The organism is uncultured Methylobacterium sp., from assembly GCF_964251405.1.
GTDB lineage: Bacteria > Pseudomonadota > Alphaproteobacteria > Rhizobiales > Beijerinckiaceae > Methylobacterium.
In genome coordinates this window covers 6,091-10,081 of the sequence record NZ_CAXUJR010000115.1, presented here as the reverse complement: position 1 = coordinate 10,081, position 3,991 = coordinate 6,091, and the positions used below count along the sequence as shown (strand labels likewise).

At 70.2% G+C, this 3,991-nt stretch carries 3 protein-coding genes; 2 read left to right on the top strand and 1 reads right to left on the bottom strand.

The features are described 5' to 3' along the window. The first annotated feature begins 65 nt into the window (after window positions 1-65). Window positions 66-1,277: an MFS transporter gene (locus tag ACFE7U_RS16075; protein ID WP_375410725.1), complete on the top strand. Its 1,212-nt coding sequence runs from the start codon at window positions 66-68 to the stop codon at window positions 1,275-1,277. 218 nt (window positions 1,278-1,495) lie between these two features. Continuing rightward, on the top strand, window positions 1,496-2,767 hold the full coding sequence (locus ACFE7U_RS16070) for a hemolysin family protein (RefSeq protein ID WP_375410724.1): 1,272 nt from the start codon (window positions 1,496-1,498) through the stop codon (window positions 2,765-2,767). Between the two features lie 51 nt (window positions 2,768-2,818). Here the strand turns inward: ACFE7U_RS16070 and ACFE7U_RS16065 are convergent. Then, window positions 2,819-3,991, bottom strand: a 1,173-nt coding sequence (locus tag ACFE7U_RS16065; RefSeq protein WP_375410723.1) for a glutamate--tRNA ligase, incomplete at its 5' end; no start/stop codon positions are given.

The following is a 3,991-nucleotide window of genomic DNA, read 5'->3' as shown; positions in this document are numbered from 1 at the left end:
GAGGTTGACCTCGTGCGAGATCGACCGTCAACGATGGGCGTCGCGCGCATCCGGAGCCGCCTTGCATGGACGACACCAGCGATCGGCTGATCGCGGCCGGGACGCCGGTGTTCCGCCGCACGACCCTGGCGTTGTTCGCCGCGGGTTTCTCGACCTTTGCCGTCCTCTACGGCGTGCAGCCGCTGATGCCGGTCTTCGCGGACGAGTTTCACGTGTCGCCGGCCGAGAGCAGCCTTGCCCTGTCGGCGCCCTGCGCGACGCTTGCGCTGGCCCTCCTCGTGGTCAGCCCGCTCTCGGAGGTGTGGGGCCGCAAGCCCGTCATGATGGCCTCGCTCTTCGCCTCGGCGATCCTCACCCTCGTCGCCGTCATGGTGCCGGGCTGGTATGGCTTCCTGGCCCTGCGGGCGCTCACCGGGTTCGCTGCGAGCGGCCTGCCCGCCGTGGCGATGGCTTATCTCAGCGAGGAGATGGATGCCCGCGCAATCGGCCTCTCCATGGGGCTCCTCATCGGCGGCAATGCGCTGGGCGGCATGGTCGGGCGGCTGGTGGCCGGCATCATCACCGACTACGCCTCGTGGCGCGTCGGGCTCGGCACCATCGGGGTACTGGCGCTCGTAGCGGCCGTGGCGTTCGCGGCCCTGCTGCCGCCGTCGCGGCGGTTCCAGGCCCGTCGGATGGCCTGGCGCGAGGTGCCGGGCAGCTTCGGCGGTCATTTCCGCGATCCCGGCCTGCCCTGGCTGTTCGTCGAGCCGTTCCTGCTGATGGGCGGCTTCGTCAGCGTGTACAACTACATCGGCTTTCGCCTCCTCGACCCGCCGTTTTCGCTCAGCCAGACCGCGATCGGCGCGATCTTCGTCGTCTACCTCGCCGGCACCTTCAGCTCCGCGGCCACCGGCGAGATCGCGACTCGGCTCGGGCGCCGCAGGGTGCTTTGGCTCGCGATCCTGCTCGGCCTCGCCGGCATCGCGATGACCGCGTCGGATAATCTCGCCCTCATCATCGCCGGCATCGTGGTGGTGACGATGAGCTTCTTCGGCGCGCATTCGGTGGCGAGCAGCTGGGTCGGGCGCCGGGCCCTGCGCCACCGGGCCCAGGCTTCCTCGACCTATCTCTGCGCGTACTATCTCGGCTCCTCGGTGCTCGGCACCGCGGGGGGCTGGTTCTTCGCGCATTCCGGATGGACCGGAATCGTCGTGTTCTTCGCCAGCCTCTACGCGCTGGCACTCGTCATCGCGCTTCGGCTGTCGAGGCTCGCCCCGCTGCAACCGGAGGGCTGACGCAGCGGCGCGAAAACCGGTTCCGGTTCCTGGGAGAAACACGGCGCCGTCAAAGGCTTCGGCCTCGTGACCGGATGGCGGGCCGAGCCCCTGGTCCGGGCAAACGACCCCATGACCGTTGACCTGAAGGACCGTGGGCTTCATCTAGGCGCCGTCCGTACCCTTGAAGAGGAAGCCCGGCGCGCTCTCGCGGCGATTCCGGCTCTACGTCGCAGACCGTGATCGAACTCGCCGTCGCCGTCGCGCTCATCCTCATGAACGGGGCTTTCGCTCTCTCCGAGCTGTCCGTGGTCTCGTCGCGCAAGTCGCGGTTGCGCGCCATGGTGGAGGCCCACCGCCCGGGGGCAAAGGCCGCCCTGGCGCTGGCCGAGGAGCCGGGCCGGTTCCTCTCCGCGGTGCAGATCGGCATCACCCTCGTGGGCATCCTGTCCGGCGCGGTCTCGGGCGCGGCGCTCGGCGAGCGCCTCACCGAGATCCTGCTCGATGCCGGCCTGTCCAAGGGGGTGTCGGACCCCCTCGGCTACGGCCTCGTCATCGCCGCCATCACCTACCTGTCGGTGATCATCGGGGAGCTCGTGCCCAAGCACGTGGCCCTGCGCGACCCCGAGGGCATCGCCTGCATGGTCGCGCCGACCATGCGGACCATTTCGCGCATCGCGCTGCCGGCGGTCTGGCTCCTCGACGCCTCGACCCGGGCGGTGTTCCGCGTCCTCGGCCAGGAGGCGGCCAGCGCCAGCGCGGTGACCGAAGAGGAGATCCGCAGCATCGTCGCGGAGGCCGAGACCGCGGGCGTCATCGAGACCGACGAGCGCAAGATGATCGCCGGCGTGCTGCGGCTCGGCGACCGCGCCGTGCGCAGCGTCATGACCCCGCGCACGGACGTGCACTGGATCGACCTCGACAAGGACCCCGCTGAGATCCGCGCGATGCTGCTGACGAGCCCGCATTCGCGCGTGCCGGTCGGCGAGGGCAACCCGGACAACATGCTCGGCGTCGTGCAGGTGCGCGAGATCGTCAAGGCGCTGGTCGAGAACATCGATTTCGACCTGCGCGACTACATCCGCCGCGCCCCGGTCCTGCCCGACACCCTCGACGCCCTCGACGCGCTCACCGCCCTCCAGGCGGCGGAGGTGCCGATGGCGCTCATCCACGACGAGTACGGCCATTTCGACGGCCTCGTGACTCCCGCCGACATCCTCGACGCCATCGCGGGCGCCTTCCATTCCGAGGATTCCGAGCCCGAGGCGGTGCAGCGCCAGGACGGCTCCTGGCTCATCGCCGGCTGGATGCCGGTGGACGAGATGGCCGACCAGCTCGGGATCAAGCTCGAATCGAGCCGCGACTACGAGACGGCGGCCGGCCTCGTCATCGCCAAGCTGCAGCGCCTGCCCGAGACCGGCGAAGTCTGCGAGATCGCCGGCTGGCGCTTCGAGGTGGTGGACCTCGACGGCAGGCGAGTGGACAAGATCCTGGTGTCGCGGGTGGCGTGAGGCACCTTCCCTCCCCCTTGTGGGGAGGAGGGCCGCGCCATCGTCTTCGGACTACTTTCCGGATCCCAACCGCTCCGCCACGGCCTCCCGTCCGATCAGCGGTAGCAAGCCCGCCAGGTCCGGCCCGTGTTCGAGCCCGGTGAGCGCCAATCGAAGCGGCATGAACAGAGCCTTGCCCTTGGCGCCGGTCTTCGCCTTCACGGCACCGGTCCAGGCTTTCCAGGTCTCTCCGTCCCAGGGGTCTGCGGGCAGAACCTCGGCAGCGGCCGCGATGAAGGCGGGATCGACGATCACCGGCGTCACCGGTCCGGCCACGATCCGCCACCAGTCGCGCGCATCGGACACCTTCGTCAGGTTGGCCCGCACGGCCTCCCAGAACGCCTCGGCGCGGTCCTCCGGCACGCCGAGCGCGAGGAGCCGGTCGCGCGCGTCCACGAACGGCATGGCGTGGATCAGGCGGGCGTTGAGCCCGTCGAGCTCGTGCGGATCGAACTTGGCCGGTGCCCGCGAGATCTGGGCGAGGTCGACGAGGCCGGCCAGCTCCTCCATCGTGGCGACCGCCCGCACGGCTTCCGCCGAGCCGGTGAGCACCGCTAGCGAGCGCACGGCAGCGGCCTCGAAACCCTCCTCGCGCAGGGACCGCAGCGAAAGGTGGCCGAGGCGCTTCGAGAGGCCCTCCCCGTCCGCGGTGGTGAGCAGGTTGTGGTGGCCGAAGACCGGGACCGGGTGGCCCAAAGCCTCGAAGATCTGGACCTGAACGCCGGTATTGGTGACATGGTCCTCGCCGCGGATGACGTGGGTGACGCCGAGGTCGGCATCGTCGACGACGGAGGGCAGGGTGTAGAGATAGCTCCCGTCGGCGCGGATCAGGACGGGATCCGACAGCGAGGCGCAGTCGACATGGGCCTCGCCGCGAACGAGATCCGTCCAGCTCACGCTGCGCGGCTCGAGCTTGAAGCGCCAGTGCGGCTTGCGCCCTTCGGCCTCGAAGGCGGCGCGATCCTCCGGCGTGAGATCGAGGGCGGCGCGGTCGTAGATCGGCGGCTGGCCCCGCCCGAGCTGGCGACGGCGACGGCGCTCCAGCTCCTCCTGCGTCTCGTAGGCCGGATAGAGCCGGCCGGCCGCCTTCAGGCGCTCGGCGGCCTCGTCGTGGATCGCCGCTCGGTCGGATTGGCGCGCCCTGAGATCGGGCACGACGCCGAGCCAGGCCAGGTCCTCCTCGAT